20 protein-coding genes are annotated in these 17,053 nt (G+C 68.7%); 10 read left to right on the top strand and 10 right to left on the bottom strand.

Going from position 1 to position 17,053, the window contains the following annotated elements; translation table 11 throughout:
- From E5679_RS15740 to E5679_RS15760, 5 genes are all read right to left on the bottom strand, one after another.
- Positions 1–619 (bottom strand): phosphoenolpyruvate-utilizing N-terminal domain-containing protein (locus E5679_RS15740; RefSeq protein WP_249336172.1); only part of this gene is annotated, 619 nt, incomplete at its 3' end.
- A 26-nt stretch (positions 620–645) separates the two neighbouring features.
- Positions 646–2,670, bottom strand: coding sequence for a PTS fructose transporter subunit IIABC (locus E5679_RS15745; RefSeq protein ID WP_138417593.1), 2,025 nt, complete (start codon positions 2,668–2,670; stop codon positions 646–648).
- Between the two features lie 2 nt (positions 2,671–2,672).
- On the bottom strand, positions 2,673–3,644 hold the full coding sequence (locus tag E5679_RS15750; protein WP_138417595.1) for a 1-phosphofructokinase family hexose kinase: 972 nt from the start codon (positions 3,642–3,644) through the stop codon (positions 2,673–2,675).
- Entirely contained in the window at positions 3,641–4,441 is an 801-nt protein-coding gene (locus E5679_RS15755; protein ID WP_138417787.1) for a DeoR/GlpR family DNA-binding transcription regulator, read from the bottom strand. Before E5679_RS15755 ends, E5679_RS15750 begins: the two co-directional genes overlap by 4 nt.
- Before the next feature lie 212 nt (positions 4,442–4,653).
- Positions 4,654–4,869, bottom strand: a complete 216-nt coding sequence (locus E5679_RS15760) for a DUF6458 family protein (RefSeq protein WP_138417597.1) — start codon at positions 4,867–4,869, stop codon at positions 4,654–4,656.
- 98 nt (positions 4,870–4,967) lie between these two features.
- On the opposite strand from E5679_RS15760, the gene E5679_RS15765 reads away from it, so the two are divergent.
- Both E5679_RS15765 and E5679_RS15770 read left to right on the top strand, forming a co-directional pair.
- Positions 4,968–5,603 carry an alpha/beta hydrolase gene (locus E5679_RS15765; RefSeq protein WP_138417599.1) on the top strand — a complete coding sequence of 212 codons (636 nt, stop codon included), beginning with the start codon at positions 4,968–4,970 and terminating at the stop codon, positions 5,601–5,603.
- Positions 5,604–5,612: 9 nt separating this feature from the next.
- Entirely contained in the window at positions 5,613–6,473 is an 861-nt protein-coding gene (locus tag E5679_RS15770) for a hypothetical protein (RefSeq protein ID WP_249336173.1), read from the top strand.
- A gap of 47 nt (positions 6,474–6,520) precedes the next feature.
- Here the strand turns inward: E5679_RS15770 and E5679_RS15775 are convergent, their stop codons facing one another.
- Positions 6,521–7,834, bottom strand: coding sequence for a DUF445 domain-containing protein (locus tag E5679_RS15775; protein ID WP_138417601.1), 1,314 nt, complete (start codon positions 7,832–7,834; stop codon positions 6,521–6,523).
- Between the two features lie 54 nt (positions 7,835–7,888).
- Between E5679_RS15775 and E5679_RS15780 the strand changes: the two genes are divergently transcribed.
- From E5679_RS15780 to E5679_RS15790, 3 genes are read left to right on the top strand one after another with little or no spacing between them, the layout of a single operon-like run.
- A complete protein-coding gene (locus tag E5679_RS15780) occupies positions 7,889–8,764 on the top strand; it encodes a glycerophosphodiester phosphodiesterase (protein WP_138417603.1) in 876 nt (291 codons plus the stop codon).
- Position 8,765: 1 nt separating this feature from the next.
- The gene (locus E5679_RS15785; RefSeq protein WP_138417605.1) at positions 8,766–9,509 is read left to right on the top strand and encodes an AzlC family ABC transporter permease; all 744 of its coding nucleotides are present in this window, start codon (positions 8,766–8,768) and stop codon (positions 9,507–9,509) included.
- On the top strand, positions 9,506–9,817 hold the full coding sequence (locus tag E5679_RS15790) for an AzlD domain-containing protein (RefSeq protein ID WP_138417607.1): 312 nt from the start codon (positions 9,506–9,508) through the stop codon (positions 9,815–9,817). Before E5679_RS15785 ends, E5679_RS15790 begins: the two co-directional genes overlap by 4 nt.
- A gap of 92 nt (positions 9,818–9,909) precedes the next feature.
- On the opposite strand, the gene E5679_RS21085 is transcribed toward E5679_RS15790, so the two are convergent.
- Positions 9,910–10,587, bottom strand: a complete 678-nt coding sequence (locus E5679_RS21085; RefSeq protein ID WP_212746985.1) for a DUF5684 domain-containing protein — start codon at positions 10,585–10,587, stop codon at positions 9,910–9,912.
- Positions 10,588–10,677: 90 nt separating this feature from the next.
- Entirely contained in the window at positions 10,678–11,304 is a 627-nt protein-coding gene (locus tag E5679_RS15800; protein ID WP_138417609.1) for a TetR/AcrR family transcriptional regulator, read from the bottom strand.
- A gap of 122 nt (positions 11,305–11,426) precedes the next feature.
- On the opposite strand from E5679_RS15800, the gene E5679_RS15805 reads away from it, so the two are divergent.
- Positions 11,427–11,768, top strand: a complete 342-nt coding sequence (locus E5679_RS15805) for a thiamine-binding protein (RefSeq protein ID WP_138417611.1) — start codon at positions 11,427–11,429, stop codon at positions 11,766–11,768.
- A gap of 17 nt (positions 11,769–11,785) precedes the next feature.
- Positions 11,786–12,448, top strand: a complete 663-nt coding sequence (locus E5679_RS15810) for an O-methyltransferase (RefSeq protein WP_138417613.1) — start codon at positions 11,786–11,788, stop codon at positions 12,446–12,448.
- A gap of 42 nt (positions 12,449–12,490) precedes the next feature.
- Here E5679_RS15810 and E5679_RS15815 read toward each other — a convergent pair whose 3' ends face one another.
- A complete protein-coding gene (locus E5679_RS15815) occupies positions 12,491–12,796 on the bottom strand; it encodes a hypothetical protein (protein ID WP_138417615.1) in 306 nt (101 codons plus the stop codon).
- A gap of 109 nt (positions 12,797–12,905) precedes the next feature.
- Between E5679_RS15815 and E5679_RS15820 the strand changes: the two genes are divergently transcribed.
- Complete coding sequence (locus tag E5679_RS15820) at positions 12,906–13,727, top strand: spermidine synthase (protein WP_138417617.1); 822 nt, start codon at positions 12,906–12,908, stop codon at positions 13,725–13,727.
- On the opposite strand, the gene E5679_RS15825 is transcribed toward E5679_RS15820, so the two are convergent.
- A complete protein-coding gene (locus E5679_RS15825) occupies positions 13,707–14,624 on the bottom strand; it encodes a LysR family transcriptional regulator (protein ID WP_138417619.1) in 918 nt (305 codons plus the stop codon). The genes E5679_RS15820 and E5679_RS15825 overlap by 21 nt on opposite strands.
- Before the next feature lie 156 nt (positions 14,625–14,780).
- Here E5679_RS15825 and E5679_RS15830 point away from each other — a divergent pair, with 156 nt between their 5' ends.
- Together E5679_RS15830 and E5679_RS15835 are read left to right on the top strand one after the other, a co-directional pair.
- Positions 14,781–16,160 (top strand): MFS transporter, encoded by a 1,380-nt coding sequence (locus E5679_RS15830; protein ID WP_138417621.1) that lies wholly within the window; start codon positions 14,781–14,783, stop codon positions 16,158–16,160.
- Positions 16,157–16,903, top strand: a complete 747-nt coding sequence (locus tag E5679_RS15835; protein ID WP_138417623.1) for a 3-hydroxybutyrate dehydrogenase — start codon at positions 16,157–16,159, stop codon at positions 16,901–16,903. The genes E5679_RS15830 and E5679_RS15835 overlap by 4 nt, the downstream gene beginning before the upstream one ends.
- Positions 16,904–17,053: the final 150 nt, after the last annotated feature.

Raw genomic sequence — 17,053 nt, forward strand, 5'->3', positions numbered from 1 at the left:
CGACCACGGCGGGCAGGCCCAGGGCCCGGGCCAGGATCGCGGTGTGGGACTGCGGGCCGCCGCCGGAGGTGACCAGGGCCAGGACCCGGGCCGGGTCCAGGGTCGCGGTGTCGGCCGGGGCGAGGTCGTCCGCGGCGAGCACGAACGGGGTCGGGGAGGCCGGGATCCCCGGGGCGGGCAGCCCGCGCAGCTCGGCCACGATCCGGGACCGGACGTCTAGGACGTCGGCGGCCCGCTCGGCCATGTACCCGCCCAGGGACTTCAGCTTCTCCGCCACCGCGGCCCCGGACTCCCACACGGCCCGCTCCGCGGTCCGGGCCGGCCCGTGCGGGCCCGGGGAGAGCAGCTTCACCGCGCCCTTGACCAGCATCGGGTCCGCGGCCATCAGCGCGGTGGCCTCCAGCACGTTCCGGGCGTCCCCCGAGGCCGTCTCGGCCCGGGCCTTCAGCTCCGCCTGGACGGCCTTGGACGCGGCCCGGATCCGCTCGGCCTCCGACTCCGGGCCCACCCCCTCCGGGATCGCGACATTCGCGTGCGGCTCCCGCACCGGGGCCGGCATCTGCCGCACCGGCCCCACAACCCGCCCCGGAGTCACACCAACGCCGTGAAACTGCTGCATCTTCGACCTCGAACTTTCTCCGCTCGTCAGGCGGCGACAGGCTCAGCTTCGACGGCCTCCGGGGCCTTCCTGCCAACGTAGCGCTTGAGGCCGATGGTGGCCAGAGCGGTCACGACCACGCCGACGGCAATCGAGACGACCCACAGGAGGAAGTTGTCGATCGCGAAGAAGACGAAGATTCCGCCGTGCGGAGCCTTGGACGTGATGCCGAAGCCCATGGACAGCGCACCCGTGATCGCGCCGCCCAGCATCGAGGCGGGGATGACGCGGAACGGGTCCGCTGCGGCGAACGGGATGGCACCCTCGGAGATGAACGCTGCGCCCAGGAGCCAGGCGGCCTTGCCGTTCTCGTGCTCCGTTGCGTTGAAGTTGCGGTGGTCGAGGACGGTGGCGAGAGCCATGGCGAGCGGCGGAACCATGCCCGCGGCCATGACGGCGGCCATGATCTGCCAGGGCGCGTGGTTCGTGGCGGACGCGGCGCCGAGGCCGGCGACGGCGAACGAGTAGGCCACCTTGTTGACCGGGCCGCCGAGGTCGAAGCACATCATGAGGCCGAGGATGATGCCGAGGACGATCGCGGCAGCACCGGACATGCCGGACAGCCAGTCGTTGAGGGCCTTCGTGACGAAGGCGATCGGGCCGCCGAGGACCACGAACATGAGGCCCGACGAGATGATCGATGCCACCAGCGGGATGATCGCCACCGGCATGAGGCCACGGAGCCAGCGAGGAGCCGAGAGCGAGGCGAGCCAGTGCGCGGTGTAACCGGCCAAGAGGCCGCCGACGATGCCGCCGAGGAAGCCGGCGCCCATGAAGCCTGCTACCGCGCCGGCGGTGAAGCCGGGGGCGATGCCGGGGCGGTCAGCGAGGGCGTACCCGATGTAGCCGGCGAGGGCCGGGACCAGGAAGCCGATCGAGAGCGCGCCGATCTTGAACAGCACTGCGCCGAGATACGCGCCGAGCGGTCCCCAGGCCTGCGTCCCAAAGTCGGTCGGCAGGTTGAAGAGGTTGTTCTTGACCACGATCGTGTCGGCGTACTTCGTGATGTCGTACCCGCCGAGGAGGAAGCCGAGCGCGATCAGAAGGCCGCCCGCCGCGACGAACGGGATCATGTAGCTGACGCCGGTGAGCAGGGCGCGCTTCAGCTTGGCACCGGTGGACTCGCGGCCTTCAGGAGCGGCCGACGACGGACCACCCGCAGTGCCCGCGAGGCGCCGGCCGTTGGGGTCGGCTGCCGTGGCGAGGGCCTCCTCGATCATGACGCGGGGCTCGTCGATCGCGCGCTTGACCGGCGACTGAACGTACGGCTTGCCGGCGAAGCGCTGCTTGTCGCGCACGTCCACGTCAACGGCGAAGACCACTGCGTCCGCGGCGTCGATGATCGACTGGGCCAGCGGCGTCGCGCCCGCGGAGCCCTGCGTCTCCACCTGGACGTCGATGCCCTGCTCCTTGCCCGCGGCGACCAGCGAATCGGCGGCCATGTAGGTGTGGGCAATGCCGGTCGGGCAGGCCGTGACGGCGACGATCCGCCGAACCGTGGAGGTGGAGGTGGACGATGCGGTAGCGGCAGCGGCCGGAGCGGCTTGTGCTTCACCGCCCGTCAGGCCGAGCGCCTCATTCACGAGCCCGACGACCTCCTGGGAGGTTCGTGCCGCCCGCAGGGCTGCCGTGAAGTCCTTCTTGATGAGGCTCCGGGCGAGCTTCGCGAGGAGCTTGAGGTGCTCCTGGTCGGCCCCGGAAGGCGCTGCGATGAAGAAGACGATGTCTGCCGGGCCATCTTTGGCGCCGAAGTCGACCGGCTGCGAGAGTCGGGCCATCGCGAGGGACGGTACGGTCACGGCCTCGGAGCGGCAGTGGGGGATCGCGATCCCGCCGGGCACGCCCGTGGCCGTCTTCTGCTCGCGTGCATACGCGTCGGCGAAGAGGCCTTCGGCGCCTGTCGCGCGGCCTTCGGCGGCCACAGTCTCGGCGAGCTTCCGGATCACGTCGGCCGAAGCGTCGCCGAGGGCGACGTCCAGCAGGACCAGCTCCGGGCTGATGAGTTCGGTCATGGTCAGTCCTTCGTGAGAGCCGTGACGGTCACGGCAGAGGGGTGGGTCTGGTTGACAGCCGGGACGGTGGATCCCGGCAGGGAGGCGGCAGCCGCACCGTGGGCGACAGCCTGGCGGAGGCGGCCTTCGGCGTCCGCTCCGGAGATGTCGGCCAGGAGGTATCCGGCCAGGGAGGAGTCGCCGGCACCAACGGTGCTGACGGCCCGGATGGGGGCATGCGTGGCGAGCCACGCGCCGTCGGCCGTCACAAGGACGGCGCCTTTTGCGCCGAGGGTGGCGAGCACAGCGCCCACTCCGGCGTTCACGAGGGAGCGCGCGGCGGTAGCCGCCCGCTCCGGTGAGGCCTCGAGCTCCGCCGGGGTGCCGGCGTCGGGGAGGCCCACGAGTGCGGCGAGCTCGGCGAGCTCGTCCGCGTTCGGCTTGAGGAGATCGGGCCGGCCGCCGAGCGACGCCTCAAGGGGCGCGCCGGAGGAGTCGACGGCGATCTTCGGGGCGTCGTCGCCGAACTCGGTGCGGAGCCGCTCGGCGACGAACGTGTAGAAGGAGGCGGGGACGCCTGGCGGGAGGGAGCCCGCGAGCACCACCCAGGAGGCCCCGCTCGACTGCTTCACCAAGAGCGTCAGCAGCTGCTCCTGCTGGTCCGCGGTGAGCTCGGGACCGGGTTCGTTGACCTTTGTGGTCACGCCGCCGGGCTCGGTCAGCGTGACGTTGGAGCGGAGCGTCTGGCCGATGGGGAGCGCCGCGAACGGGACGCCGCGCGCCTCGAGTCCCACGACCACGGGGTCGCCGGGATCGCCGGGGAGGACTGCGAGCGTGTCGAGGCCCGACGCGACGAGCGCGCGGGACACGTTGACACCCTTGCCGCCGGATTCCTGGTGCACTGCGACGGCGCGCTGCACCTCGCCCCGGAGGAGGGGCCCGCCGAGTTCGACCGTGCGGTCGAGGCTCGGGTTGGCCGTGAGGGTCACGATCATCGCTTGCCTGCTTTCACTACTTCGACTCCTGCCTTCTCGAGCGCCGCGGCCAGATCCGGCTCAGGGTCGGCGTTCGTGACGATCGCATCGATCTGATCCAGCCGAGCGAATTGGACGAGGGTTTCGACGCCCAGCTTGCTGGCGTCCGCGAGGACGACGACGCGCCTCGCCGAGCGCACGAACGCCGCCTTCACAGCGGCTTCCTCGCTGTCCGGGGTGCTCAGTCCGAAGGCGACGTGGACGCCGTTCGTGCCGACGAAGGCCAGGTCGGGGCGCAGGCGCTCGACCGCTTCGACCGTCTCCTGTCCCACCGCGGCGCGGGTGAGGCCGCGGATCCGGCCGCCGAGGAGGTGGACGGCGTGGCCAGGGACTCCCGCGAGCTTGTCCGCGAGGGGGAGGGCGTTGGTGATGACTACCTGCTCGTCGCTGGTGCGGCGGGCCGCCAGCTGGCCAAGGAGGACGTCGACGAGCGCCTCGGTCGAGCTGCCGGCATCGAGCAGGACGCTCCCGGGGCGGCTCGCAGCGATGAGGTCGGCGGCGGCTTCCGCGATCAGGCGCTTCTCAGGGAGGTGCTGGACGAGGCGCTCGGAGAGGGTGGTCTCGGTGGTGGAGACGTTGTCAGCGGGGACGGCACCCCCGTGGACTCGCCGGAGGATCCCGGCCTGCTCGAGGGTGGCGAGATCGCGACGCACGGTTTCGGTCGTGACGGCGAAGCGGTCCGCGAGTTCGGTGACGCTCACCCGGCCCGCCTCGGCAACCCGCGCCGCGACGAGCTTCTGCCGCTCCTCAGCGAACATCTGCATCGAACGTCCTTGTCCTCATGTGGCTTGCATCACAACAACTTTGGTTTGATTGACTCTATCTGCGTTTCTGTGGCTTTGTCAACGGTTCCCACATAAACAAAGATCGGCCTAGTCCCAACACAAAAATGGAGCCCGGCACAAAGCCGGGCTCCACGTTGGTTCTCTCGCTGGGGAGGTCACACCTCGGGGGACATCACGCTTCCTGGTCAGACATCGACGTCGTCGACACCCGCGCCGCGATGCCGCACCACAGTCCTGTGGCTCGACGCCATGATCAGGGACACAATGAGGCCCACTGCGCCAACCGCCATGAGGATGTAGCCGATCACGGTCTGGTTGACGTAGGGGATGACTCCTGGCTGCACGGCGAACGTCAGGATGGCGCCCAGAGCGATGAGAACGATCGATGAACCAATTCGCATGATTCACTCCTCTTCTTGTACGGGTGCGGACGTGCACTCGCTGCACCCTCGCTACTACCCAGTGAGGCTTCCCATAAACCCCAGTTAGACTCGGCGCCATGCCGAGACCGCTGGACGTGGTGTGGTCCGATCCCGAGAACGAGCGCCCCGGAAAGCCCCTGATCGTCCTCCTGCACGGCTACGGAAGCTCGCCTGAGCGCATCCTCGCGGCCGCCCGGGGCCTGCCGACCGAATTCACCCTCGCGGCTCCCCGCGGCCCGCTCGACGTGGGCGGCGACCACGGGTGGTTCCTCCTGGACTTCTTCCTCGCCTCCGACTTCGCCGAGGTCGTGGAGACGACGACGGCGGTCCAAGCCTGGGTCGACACCGTTCGGGCGAACCATCCGAGTGTCGCCCTCCTCGGCTTCTCCCAGGGCATGGCCCTCGCAAGCACCCTCGTCCGGCTCACGCCACACGCCTACGCCGCCGTCGTCGGCCTCTCGGGGTACGTGCTCGAGAACGAGCTGCTCGCCCTCACAGAGAATTTCCCCGAGCCGCCGGCGTTCTTCTGGGGGCGCGACGTCGAGGACCCGGTCATCAATGCCGACGCTGTGGCCTCGACATCCGTCTGGCTCGATGAGCACACGCGGCTGACGGCGAGGACCTACCCGGGCATGGGCCATCGAATCGGCAGCCGCGAGATCTCGGATGTCGCAGTGTTCCTCCGGCACTATCTGCGGGCACCGCGGGTCTAGGCTGGGGGGATGGCGAGGAAGAATCGTGCTCTCCGCATCGCCCAGGAATCTGCCCGTGGAGCAATGTTCGACCGCTCGGGACGCCCGCGCCCCGGCCTCCACCGTGCCCTCCTGCGCGCCGTCGACGTCCAGCGCCCGCTCGTCCTGGCAAACCTGCGCCGAATGCGCCGCCAGAATCCGGGCTTCAGCCCCGCGCAATTGAGCCGGCGGCTCGAGCGCGACTATCTGGCAGCGGTGGCCGGGGGAGGGGCAGCAGTGGGCGGGACAGCGGCGGTCCCCGGGGTGGGAACCGTCGCGTCCCTTGGCCTCTCCGCAGTCGCGACAGTGGGCTTCCTCGAGGCCACCGCGTTCTATGCGGCTTCGGTCGCCGAGCTCCACGGGATTCATCTCGAGGACCCGGAGCGGGCACGCACCACGGTCATGGCCATCATGCTCGGCGAGGAGGGAGCTGCTCTGCTCAGCAGCCTCACGGGCCACGCGCTCGGGCCCGGTGCTGGTCCCCAAGCGGCGTGGGGCGCCGCGATCAACCGCTCCGTCTCCGCTCCCGCCGTGCGGCTCATCCAGCGCCAGATCCAGGAGCGGTTCTTCAAGTGGGTCCTGCGCCGCCAAGCCGGTGCCATGCTCGGGCGGGCGCTCCCGTTCGGGGTCGGCGCAGTGGTGGGCGGTGCCGGGAATCTGGCCATGGGGCGCGCGGTCATCCGTGCCACCCGCACCGCCTTCGGCCCAGCGCCGGGCGCTTTCCTTGAGACGGTGCCCGGCGAAGTGGTCGCCGCGCCTTCTGTTGCAGGCCTCGCGGCGGAGTCGCCGCAGCAGGTTGTGGAACGCGAGATCGAGGAGCGTCGGGCTCGGCTGCACGGGAACGGCCGCTGACGCGTTCCTCACCTGGCCAGCCGCTCAGTTTCCTCGCGGGCTAGGCGTTACCCGCCGAAGATGGCGTGCGCGACGGCGTAGATGAGCAGACCCGCGAGGGCGCCGACAATCGTGCCGTTGAGCCGGATGTACTGCAGGTCGCGCCCCACCTGGAGCTCGATCTTCTGCGACGTCTCCTCGGCGTCCCAGCGGGCAATCGTGTCCTCGATGACCCCAGCGATGTCCGAGCGGTAGGTCGAGACGACGTAGCCGGCGGCGTCGCCGATCCAGGCATTGACCTTGTCGGCCAGCTCGTCCTCGGAAACCAGGCGGGTGCCGAAGTCGCGAACCGCGGTCGTGAAACGCCGGTACAGCTCGCTGTGGGGGTCGTTGACGGCGTCGAGGAGGGCGTGCTTGATGGTCGACCACGTGCGCTGCGCCAGGTCGCGCACCTCGGGATCGCCGAGGACCTGCGCCTTGATGTTCTCGGCGCGGGCGATCATCCCCGGATCGTGCTGGAGATCCTGCGCCAGGTCCTTGAGGTACTTGTCGATCGACTGCCGGACCTGGTGGTTCGGGTCGGACTGGACCGCCGCCACAAACTTGGACAGCTCGATGTAGACCTTGTCCCCCACGAGCTCGTTCGCGAAATGGGGAACCCACGATGGCGCGCGATCCGTGACCAGATGGGACACCGTCTGGTAGTTCCCGCTCACCCAATCCGCCGCGCGGTCCACGAGGAGGTCGACGAGCCGGTGGTGATGGCCGGCGTCGAACACGCGCTCGGCGAGGCGGCCGATCGGCGGGCCCCACGGCGGGGTGAGCAGATGCTTCCGCACGAGCCCCTCGATGACCGCTTGGACGTCGTCGTCATTGAGCACAGTGAACGCTCCGCGGACGACGGCGGCACCCTCCTTGGCGACCCGCTTGGCTCCCGCCGGGGTCGCCAGCCAGCCGCCCACCTTGCGCGCGATGTCCACCGAATCGAGCTTCGTGCGGACGACGTCCGCGGAGAGGAAATTGTCCTCCACAAAGCCGCTCAGCGCCGAGCCGATCTGGTCCTTCCGGCGAGGGATGATCGCGGTGTGGGGGATCTTGAGGCCCATCGGGTGGCGGAAGAGCGCGGTGACCGCGAACCAGTCGGCGAGGGCGCCCACCATGCCGCCCTCCGCCGCGGCGCGGACGTACTGGAGCCAGGGCACCTGGCCCTGAAACGCGAAGGCGACGGCGAAGACCACGGCCATCGCAACAAGCAGGCTCAGCGCGAGGGCCTTCATGCGGCGGAGCGCCGCGGCGCGTTCGGCGTCCGCGGGGCTGAGCTCGGGCTTCGGGCGTGCCGAGGCCCGGGTAGGGGTCTCCGATCCGGGATGGAGCGTCACCATACAGCAACCCTACCCGCGAGCGTCGGCGCCCAAGAGGTTCGATAGCGTAGAACCATGACTTCCGAGCGCCCTCTCGTGTACGCCCACCGTGGAGCAAGCGCCCAGTTCGCCGAACACACGCGCGCGGCCTACCTCCAAGCGCTCGCTGACGGCGCCGACGGGGTCGAGTGCGACGTCCACCTCACGCGCGACCAGCACATCGTGCTCCTCCACGACTCCAACCTCGATCGCACCTCAACCGGCACAGGTCCCGTGGGGGATCGCACCCTCGACGAGCTGCGAGAGCTGGACTTCTCGTCGTGGAAGGGCGCGCGCATCCCCGTCGAGTACGGGGCTGTGAGCGAGCAGCTGCTCACCCTTCCGGACCTCCTGGACCTCCTCGAGGCCGCGGACCGGGAGATCGGCCTCGCGATTGAGCTCAAGCATCCGAGCCCTTACCAGCTTCGGCTCGAAGACACCGTCCTCAAGCTCCTCGAGGCCCGCGGCTGGGAACCCGAGTCGTCCCGGCGCGGGAAAGTTCAGGTGAGCTTCATGAGCTTCGACTCGGACGCCGTCCGGTACCTCCTCGGCCACATGCCGCCTGAGCACGTCTGCATGCTCGTGGACGACGTCCAGGTGGAGGATGTTCGGACCGACCTGGCCCTGGGACGCCTGACCGGGGGCGCGGTCGCCAATGTGCTCAAGGCGGCACAGGCCGAGGCGGAGGAGATCCTCGACGGCGGACGCGCGGGCATCGCGGGCCCGGGCATCGGGTACGTGCGCAGCCACCCGAACCGCGTCCGCCAATGGCTCGCCGACGGCAGGCGTTTCCGCGTGTGGACGGTCGACGAGGCCGACGACGTTGAGCACTGCCTCGCCGTCGGGGTTCAGGAGATCACCACGAACCGCCCCGCCGACGTACTCAAGCAGGTGGGCGCGACCGTTGTCTGAGGTGTCCCTCCGCAGGTCGCCCGCGTTCCGGGTGGGTTTGTCCATTGCTGTCGCGACCGGACTCTACGGGGTCTCGTTCGGCGCGCTGGGCGTTGCGGCGGGCCTGAGCGTCCTGCAGACCATCGCATTGAGCCTGCTCATGTTCACCGGCGGGTCCCAGTTCGCGTTCATCGGCGTGATTGCCGGCGGGGGCTCCGGGGCTGCGGCAGCCGCGGCGGCAACGCTCCTGGGCGTCCGGAACGCTGTGTACGGGATGCAGCTCAACGCGCTCCTCGGGCCCCGGGGTTGGCGTCGCTTCGCTGCGGCCCAGATCACCATCGACGAGTCGACAGCAACCGCGTCCGGCCAGAGCGAACACCTCGAGCAGCGGCGCGGTTTCTGGACCGCGGGGCTCGGCGTCTTCGTGCTCTGGAACATCTTCACGGCCGTCGGCGCGCTCGCCGGGGACGCGTTGGGCGATCCCAAGCAGTGGGGGCTCGACGGCGCAGCCGTCGCCGCATTCTTGGGGCTCCTCTGGCCGCGCCTGAAGGGGCGTGAGCCAGCCGCGATCGCGGTGGTCTGCGCGTTGGCAACAGTCCTCGCGGTTCCCTTCCTCCCGCCGGGAGTGCCGATTCTCGTTGCGGCGGTAGTGGCGGCGGTCCTCGGCTGGGTCAGCCACGCTCGGTCGGCGTCCGGCAGGGCCATGGAGATGGAGGGCCTTGAGCCCGACCTTGACCCGTACAGGCATCGGGAGGAGGGACAGTGACGCTCTGGGTCTGGATCATCGGCGCGTCTGTCGCCGCCTACGCCGTGAAGCTCCTCGGCTACCTCGTGCCGCGCCGTTGGATGGACAACGAACGGATGACTCGGATCGCGGGCACCATGACGATCGGACTCCTCGCCTCCCTCACGGCCGTGAACGCCCTCGGGACCGGTCAGGCCCTCGCGATCGACGCCCGGCTCGGTTCCCTCGTGGCCTCGGCGGTGGCGCTCCTGCTGCGCGCGCCGTTCCTCGTCGTCGTGATCGTCGGGGCGGCTGTCGCAGCCGGCCTTCGGCTCCTCGGCTGGGGCTGACGCGGGTCGGCGCAGACGAAAGAAAGTCACCTTCTCGCAGGGAAGTCAGCCTCAAGATGACTTCCTCGCGAGAAGGTGACTTCCCTCGGCGGCTACTGCTGCGATTCGCCCGGCTTGGGCTGCTCAGGCTGGCCCTGGCCCGGTGCGTGGCCCGGTGCCTGCCCGTACCCGGGCTGCTGCCCGTAGGCAGGCGGTTCTCCGTAAGCGGGGGGCTGGTACGTGGGCTGCTGGCCGTACGGGCTCGGCTGCTGGCCGTACGGGCCCGGCTGGCCGTACTGCTGGGGCTGCGGATAGCCCGTTGAAGGGTAGCCCGCATTCTGCAGCCCCATGAGCGCTCCCTTGCCCAGGTAGGGGCTCTGGCCGTAGCCGAGGATGGACACGAAGACCACGGGCAGGAGGACGAGGCCAACGGTCCAGCCGGCATCCTTGCCGAACGACTTGGAGAGGTCGTTCATGACCAGGATCTGAAGGACCAGGAGGCCGATGCCGATGAGGAAACCAATGAACGGGATCCAGGACAGGAGCACTCCGCCGACGAAGAGCCAGATCCACCAGGATGGGCGGCCCACGATGTCGAGGAGCAGGTAGTAGTTGTAGAACGGGACGAAGGCAGCCCACTGCGGCTTGCCGGCCTTCCGGAAGACCCCCATGAACATGATGCCCGTCACCGCGATGGCAATGACGATCGAGATGATGGTGGCGACGAAGAGGAACCCGATAGCGGCCGCGCTCGATGCGCCGTCGTTGTAATAGGAACTCATGGTGCTCATGACGCTGACATTAGCGGGCGCACCGGACAATGACGACGAATTGAGATGAACAATCTCACCGCGTCGGATGAACCTGCAGGTCGGATGAAGCTACAGGGGAAGATCGACTTCCGGGATGGCCTCGAGCGGGGGCAGCGGGCGAGGTTCGCGCCGAGTGCGGATGGCGTCCTCGACGAGCGCCACGTAGCGCAGCCACGCCATGGAGCCCGGCGCCACGGTGTCGCCGACGCCGATCAGCATCGCGACGAGCCGCACCATGTCGAGGAGTCGCAGTTCCTCGCGCAGGGTCCCCTGCTCCTGGCCGCGGCTGAGCAGGACCCCGAGCGATTCGATGAGCTTGCTGGCGAGGCCCACGAGGAGCTGCCGGCGGCCGGCGACGGCGGAGAGCAGATGGTGCTCGTCATTCGCGACCTGCATGATGGCGCTCAGGACTTCGATGAGGCCCGCGGCCGCGTCCGGATTGTCCAGGGCGGACTCGGCGATGGGCTCGACCTTGACCTTGATCTGCCGCTCGATCGCGGCGAGTACGAGTTCTTCCTTGTCGGCGAAATTGCGGAAGAGCGTGGCGGGACCGACACCGGCGCGGTCTGCGACGAGCTTGAGCGAAACGTGCGGTCCGTCTTCGCGGAAGCACTCGAGGGCAGCGGTGATGATCTTCTCGATGTTCCGGGCCGCGTCCGCGCGCATGGGCTTCCGCCAAGCTCCTTCGTACTGCATACCTCCACCGTATCGACCGATACTTTCGCTGTCGTCTATGTGAAGCACGACTCTCAGGGAAAATTCACCTTTGGGCGGCAAGAAGACAAAAACCCGGACGACGGCGGTGGCAGACTGAGCGGATGATCGTCGCCTTCTCTGTGTCCCCCTCTGGCGAGAGGCCCGCTGAAGCCGGGAATCCGCCGTCATCCGCTGCCGCAGACTCCGTGCATGAGGCGGTCGCGGCCGCCGTGAAGATCGTGCGCGAGTCCGGGCTGCCCAACCGTACGAGCTCGATGTTCACGGAGATCGAGGGGGAGTGGGACGAGGTCATGGACGTCGTGAAGCGCGCGACGGACGCGGTGGGCCGGTACGGATCGCGCGTCTCCCTCGTGCTCAAGGCGGACATCCGGCCGGGCCACACGGGCGAGATCGAGGGGAAAGTCGAGCGGCTCGAGCGGGCTCTTGCCCAACATTCCGACTGACCGCCAGACTGGGCCGCATGGTCGAGCACGCACCCAAGCCGAGTTGGATCGACGTCGAGAAATGGCTTACCGAGACTGTGGTGAAGCCCGGGCCGGAGCATGAGCGCGCCCTGAGCACCGCCGTCGAGCGCGGCATGCCGCCCATCGAAGTGCAGCCCACGGCAGGGAAGCTGCTCCACCTGCTCGTGCGGATGAGCGGCGCCCGGCGGGTCCTCGAAATCGGGACCCTCGCCGGGTACAGCACCATCTGGATGGCCCAGGCGCTGCCCGAGGGCGGGCATCTGGACACGCTCGAGTACCTCCCGGAGCATGCTGAGATCGCCCGGGAGAACCTTGCCGCGGCGGGACTCGAGGAGCGCGTGACGGTCCACGTCGGGTCCGCGCTTGAGACGCTGCCCTCGCTCGAGGGGCCCTATGACTTTGTGTTCATCGACGCGGACAAGCAGAACGACAGCAACTACCTCCAATGGGCCGTGCGTCTGGGGCGCCCGGGGACGGCAATCGTCGTCGACAACGCGGTGTGGGAGGGCGCCCTCCTTGATCCTTCGATGGACGAGACGAACGCCCCGGGCATCATCGCGGCGCTCGAGCTGCTCGGCCGGCCGCCCTTCGACGCCACGGTCGTTCAGACCGTCGGAGGGAAGGGCTGGGACGGCTTCGCGCTTGCGCTGGTGAAATAGGTGCCGGCCGAATAGGCCGGCCAAATAGGAGGGGTCAGGCGATCAGAATTGATCCGGTGATTCGATCGAATCGCCCCAGATGATTTCCGGTGGGACGCTGGGGTCACCGCCTGCGGCACTGATGAATTCACGCATTGCGGGATCGCCGAAGAAACTCTGGAAGGCCTCGGCAGTCTCCCATTCATCGTTCACGATGACGAATCCGTCCCCGACGGCGAACCGGTGGTGGAGGGCGCCCTTCTCTTTGGCACGCTCGGCGATCTTGCGGTAGTCGTCTGCGCGTTCGCTGAGCGACTTCTTGAAGACTTCGGTGTCTCCGGTGAGCTTGACCGCGACGATGACCGACATGGCGATTGACCTCCTACTGCTGTGAGACCGCTGACCATGTTAGGAACCCCCCAAAGGGCCCGCAATAGCCCGCGTTGACTCACCGAGCGCTACCGATAGCGTGGTGCCCATGGACACGCGCGCGCCCCGGTTGGCTCCTGGCCTGTACCCGATCGACACGGGCACCGCCGAGCTCCAGCGCGACGGCGACGCCGCCGACGGCTGGCTCCTCAAGATCAACGGCGTGCAGAGCTCGCACATCGTCCTCAGCGATCCGCTCCGCCTCGACTTCGAATACATGCGCTGGATCATCGCGCTCGTCGAGGAGCGCTTCCCGCCCGAGACCACAGGGCGCCTGCGCGCGCTCCACCAGGGCGGAGGGGGGTGCTCGATGCCCCGGTACCTCGCGGCGCGCTACCCCGATGCGCGGCAGGTCGTCGTCGAGCTCGATGGCCAGCTCGCCGAATACGTCCGGGCCTGGTTCGACCTGCCCAAGGCCCCGCTCCTGCGGCTGCGGGTCGGTGAGGCGCGCGAGGTCACGGAGTCGCTGACGCCTGGCACGCGGGACCTCGTCATCCGCGACGTCTTCGCCGGGTCCCGCACCCCGCATCGGCTCACCACGGTCGAGTTCACGCACGCTTCGGCCGCGCTTTTGGACGGCAACGGCCTGTTCGTGGCCAACGTGGGCAGTGCGCCGGACCAGGTCACGGCGAAGGAGGAGGCTGCCTCGATCGCCGAGGTCTTCCCCTACGTCGCCGTCGTGGCCGACCCTGCGATGCTCAAGGGCCGGCGGTACGGGAACATCATCGTTGCAGGCAGCGACACTCCGCTCGACGCCTCGGCCGACCTGCGCCGTCGTCTGCTGGGCGGGGGAGTTCCCGCGCAATTCTGGGATGACGCGCAGGCGCGCGCATGGATCGGCAACAGCCGCTCACGTCACGATCCCGCCTGAATCCTCGCCCATGAGCTGGGGCCGCAGCTCGGCCACCTTCCGCCTGAGTGCCGTCGCGACGGCGGCCACGGCCGGCTGCCGCATCGAATCGGGCCGCAGCACCATCCAATACGGGAGCTGCTCACGGAAATAGTCGGGGAGGAGCCGGACGAGGTCGGCGTGGCGGTCGGCCATGAAGCACGGCAGGAAACCAATGCCCGCGCCCGCGCGCGTCGCCTCGACGTGCACGAACACATTCGTCGAGGTGAGGCCGTCCCGCATTTCGGGGGCGAGGCGGCGGGGCGCGTCGAGGTCGTCGACTTGGAGCATTGAGTCCACGAAATAGACGAGGCCATGGCGGGCCAATTCCTCAGGCGTCTCGGGCGCGCCGTGCCGTGCGAGGTAGTCCCGTGAGGCGTACATGCCGAGCGTGTAGTCGCCGAGCCGGACCGCCTCCGCCCGGTGCACCTGCGGCTCGCCCACCACGACCTCGATGTCCACCCCTGAGCGCTGCTGCATCGCGCGGCGCGTCACCGTGATGAGCTCGACGGCGAGCCCGGGGTGGTCTCGCCGGAGCACGGCGACCGCGGGCGAGGCGATGTACGCGCTGAAGCCGTCCGTCGCCGTCATCCGCACGACTCCGGTCACCGGATCGTCCGCGCCCGGGGCCAGACGGCCGACGGCGTCCGCCACCTGAGCGGCAACGCCCACCGCACGCTGGCCGAGCTGGGTGAGCTCCCACCCGCCCGCTGCTCGAGCGAGGACCCGGCCGCCGAGCGCCTTCTCGAGCGCGGCGATCTTGCGCGCGACGGTGGTGTGGTTGAGGCCCAAGGCCTCGGCCGCCGTCGTGAATTTGCCGCTCCGGGATACCTCGAGGAGCACGAGGAGCTGATCCGGCGAGGGGGACGTCGTCGTCATGCGCCCACCTTATCTGCGAATCTGCACAGCTACTCTGCGGTACTGGTCATTGAGGGAGCAAAAACGCGCAACCATACTTGCTTGGTCAGGTGGCCCGCGTCACAAGCGGGTCCAGTGCCGTGAGGCACGTGTCAGAGCAGACACCGGAGGGAATCCATGAGCTCACCGCAGCGCTCGGGCGGCAGCGCCGCAGACCGCTCGCTCCTCACGAAGATCGTGTCCGCCTCGATGGCCGGGACGGTCGTCGAGTGGTACGACTTCTTCCTGTACGCGACCGCGTCCACGATCGTCTTCAACAAGATCCTGCTGCCCAAGATGGGGAACGAGTATGACGCGATCATCGCCGCGTTCCTCACCTACGCCGTCGGCTTCATCGCACGGCCGCTCGGTGGCGTGATCTTCGGGCAGATCGGTGACCGGCTCGGCCGCAAGCAGACCCTCCAGATCACGATCATGCTGATCGGCATCGCGACCGTGCTCATGGGCTGCCTTCCGACATACCAGCAGATCGGCGTGTGGGCCCCCATCCTGCTCGTGGTCCTCCGCTTCATCCAGGGCCTCGCGCTCGGTGGCGAATGGGGAGGCGCGGTTCTCCTGGTCGCCGAGCATGCGCCGGACCAGGAGCGCGCGTTCTGGGCCTCGTGGCCGCAGGCCGCCGTCCCGGTCGGCAACGTCCTCGCGACTTTCGTGCTCTGGATCATGACGACAGTGCTCCCCGGCGACGGCTTCCTGACGTGGGGCTGGCGGGTGGCGTTCTGGCTCTCGGCTGTCGTGGTGCTCGTGGGGTACTACATCCGCACGAAGATCACGGACGCGCCCATCTTCCAGGCGGCGAAAGAGGAGCTGGACTCGGAGAAGGCCGCGGGCTACGGCGTCATCGAGGTGCTCAAGCGGTACCCGAAGGGCGTGCTCGTCGGTATGGGGCTGCGATTCGCGGAGAACATCTTCTACTACCTCCTGGTGACGTTCTCGATCGTCTACCTAGGCACCGGGCTCAAGATGAACACGGGGGATATCCTCGGCGTCATCGCAATAGCCCACCTGTGCCACTTCGCGGTGATTCCTCTGATCGGGCGACTCGCGGACCGCGTGGGCCGGAAGCCGGTCTATCTCGTGGGGACCATTCTGGGCGGGACGTGGGGCTTCTGGGCCTTCCCGGCGTTCGGCACGAAGAACACGTGGATCATCCTCTTGACGATCATCGTCGGCCTGGTTTTTCATGCCCTCATGTACTCCGGCCAGCCGGCGATCATGGCTGAGATGTTCCCGACCCGCATGCGCTACTCGGGCGTCTCTATCTCGTACCAGGTGACGTCGATCGTCGCGGGCTCGCTCGCGCCGGTCTTCGCGACGGAATGGCTCAAGGCGACCGGCTCCTGGTGGCCGACGGCGCTCTACCTCGCCATTGCCGGTGTGATCACCGCCGTCGCCGTCGTGGCGCTTCGCGAGACCCGCGGTGCCTCGCTCCGCGCCGTCGACGCCGCGGACGCCGCCCGCACGGGTGCTGCCACTCCCGAGGCGGGAGCGCGCGCATGAGTGGACTTTCGGGGCGCAAGGCGCTCATAACCGGCGGCGCCGCGGGCATCGGAGCCGCCGTGGCGAGGGGACTCGCGGAGCGGGGGGCCGCCGTCGTCATCGCGGATCTCGACGGCGACGCAGCGGCCAAGCTTGCCGGCGACCTCGGCGGGGAGGCTTGGCAGGTGGACCTTCTGGACACCGCTGCGCTCGAGGGCCTCAAGCTAGACTGCGACATCCTCGTCAACAATGCGGGCATCCAGAAGGTGGCGCCGATTCAGGAGTTCGATCCGGACGCCTTTCGCCGCATCCAGAAGCTCATGGTCGAGGCTCCGTTCCTGCTGATCCGGGCCGCGCTGCCGCACATGTATGAGCGCGGGTGGGGGCGCGTGATCAACCTCAGTTCGGTGCACGGCCTCCGGGCGTCGGCGTTCAAGAGCGCGTATGTGACGGCGAAGCACGCCCTGGAGGGCCTCTCGAAGGTCACAGCGCTTGAGGGTGCGGAGCACGGAGTGACGTCGAACTGCATCAATCCGGGGTACGTGCGGACGGCGCTCGTGGAGAAGCAGATCGCGGACCAAGCCGCGACCCACGGGATCTCCGAGGACCAAGTGCTCGCGGACGTCATGCTCGCCGAGATGGCGATCAAGCGGCTTGTTGAGCCGGCGGAGGTCGCCTCGCTTGCGTGCTGGCTAGCGTCCGACGACGCCGCCATGGTCACCGGGGCGAGCTACACGATGGACGGCGGCTGGTCTGCGCGGTGACCCCTCCCTCCCGTTGCGCCGTCACGTCCGCAGGGTCCGGGACATGACGGCGCACAAGAATTCGATGATGACGCTTCGACCCCAGTACTTCATTTCTCCCCCCAATGTTCGCTTTTTCTGCGTTCCTTTAACCTGCATAAAGCAAGGACC

This window comes from Sinomonas gamaensis, assembly GCF_005876955.1.
Taxonomy (GTDB): Bacteria; Actinomycetota; Actinomycetes; order Actinomycetales; family Micrococcaceae; genus Sinomonas; species Sinomonas gamaensis.

What these genes read in the sequence shown, in the direction of transcription:
- E5679_RS15765 (WP_138417599.1), top strand. Translation starts at nt 4,968, where the DNA reads ATGCCGAGACCGCTGGACGTGGTGTGGTCCGATCCCGAGAACGAGCGC.
- E5679_RS15745 (WP_138417593.1), bottom strand. Translation starts at nt 2,670, where the DNA reads ATGACCGAACTCATCAGCCCGGAGCTGGTCCTGCTGGACGTCGCCCTC.
- E5679_RS15760 (WP_138417597.1), bottom strand. Translation starts at nt 4,869, where the DNA reads ATGCGAATTGGTTCATCGATCGTTCTCATCGCTCTGGGCGCCATCCTG.
- E5679_RS15820 (WP_138417617.1), top strand. Translation starts at nt 12,906, where the DNA reads ATGGACACGCGCGCGCCCCGGTTGGCTCCTGGCCTGTACCCGATCGAC.
- E5679_RS15825 (WP_138417619.1), bottom strand. Translation starts at nt 14,624, where the DNA reads ATGACGACGACGTCCCCCTCGCCGGATCAGCTCCTCGTGCTCCTCGAG.
- E5679_RS15815 (WP_138417615.1), bottom strand. Translation starts at nt 12,796, where the DNA reads ATGTCGGTCATCGTCGCGGTCAAGCTCACCGGAGACACCGAAGTCTTC.
- E5679_RS15780 (WP_138417603.1), top strand. Translation starts at nt 7,889, where the DNA reads ATGACTTCCGAGCGCCCTCTCGTGTACGCCCACCGTGGAGCAAGCGCC.
- E5679_RS15810 (WP_138417613.1), top strand. Translation starts at nt 11,786, where the DNA reads ATGGTCGAGCACGCACCCAAGCCGAGTTGGATCGACGTCGAGAAATGG.
- E5679_RS15755 (WP_138417787.1), bottom strand. Translation starts at nt 4,441, where the DNA reads ATGTTCGCTGAGGAGCGGCAGAAGCTCGTCGCGGCGCGGGTTGCCGAG.
- E5679_RS15800 (WP_138417609.1), bottom strand. Translation starts at nt 11,304, where the DNA reads ATGCAGTACGAAGGAGCTTGGCGGAAGCCCATGCGCGCGGACGCGGCC.
- E5679_RS15750 (WP_138417595.1), bottom strand. Translation starts at nt 3,644, where the DNA reads ATGATCGTGACCCTCACGGCCAACCCGAGCCTCGACCGCACGGTCGAA.
- E5679_RS15835 (WP_138417623.1), top strand. Translation starts at nt 16,157, where the DNA reads ATGAGTGGACTTTCGGGGCGCAAGGCGCTCATAACCGGCGGCGCCGCG.
- E5679_RS15775 (WP_138417601.1), bottom strand. Translation starts at nt 7,834, where the DNA reads ATGGTGACGCTCCATCCCGGATCGGAGACCCCTACCCGGGCCTCGGCA.
- E5679_RS15830 (WP_138417621.1), top strand. Translation starts at nt 14,781, where the DNA reads ATGAGCTCACCGCAGCGCTCGGGCGGCAGCGCCGCAGACCGCTCGCTC.
- E5679_RS21085 (WP_212746985.1), bottom strand. Translation starts at nt 10,587, where the DNA reads ATGAGCACCATGAGTTCCTATTACAACGACGGCGCATCGAGCGCGGCC.
- E5679_RS15770 (WP_249336173.1), top strand. Translation starts at nt 5,613, where the DNA reads ATGGCGAGGAAGAATCGTGCTCTCCGCATCGCCCAGGAATCTGCCCGT.
- E5679_RS15805 (WP_138417611.1), top strand. Translation starts at nt 11,427, where the DNA reads ATGATCGTCGCCTTCTCTGTGTCCCCCTCTGGCGAGAGGCCCGCTGAA.